Origin of the sequence: Streptomyces sp. NRRL B-24572 (assembly GCF_002156145.1) — a bacterium.
Lineage (GTDB): Bacteria > Actinomycetota > Actinomycetes > Streptomycetales > Streptomycetaceae > Streptomyces > Streptomyces vietnamensis.
This window is the reverse complement of record NZ_MWIG01000807.1, coordinates 301-666: the sequence shown is the minus strand read 5'-3', so window position 1 is coordinate 666 and position 366 is coordinate 301. Positions and strand designations below refer to the sequence as shown.

The window sequence follows — 366 nt, the reverse complement described above, 5'->3', positions numbered from 1 at the left end:
CCCCGCGCGGTGAAGGTGGTGCTGAGAGATGGGACTGCTGAGGATCAGCCGCCGAAGGTGCCGGACTTGACGGGCTTGAAGGCGCCGCCCGTGACCTTGTAGACGGTCAGCTGCTTGTTGGTGGTGTCACCGAACTCGTCGAAGGCGACCGAACCGGTCACGCCCTCGAAGGAGACGCCCTGCATGGCCTCGACGACCTTGGCGCGCTCGGGGAGCTTGCCACCGTTGCCCTCGACGGCCTTCTTGACGGCCTCGATGATCGCCCAGGTCGAGTCGTAGGCGTAGCCGCCGTAGGCCTCGTAGGCCTCCTTGTAGTTCTCGGCCTTGTAGTTGGCCAGGAACTCCTTGGCGGAGGCGAGCTCCTCG

At 65.6% G+C, this 366-nt stretch carries 1 protein-coding gene; it reads right to left on the bottom strand.

The window, feature by feature from the left end; genetic code table 11:
* Positions 1-44 precede the first annotated feature (44 nt).
* A partial coding sequence (locus CCN56_RS45225; protein ID WP_256962358.1) for an ABC transporter substrate-binding protein occupies positions 45-366 on the bottom strand: 322 nt, incomplete at its 5' end.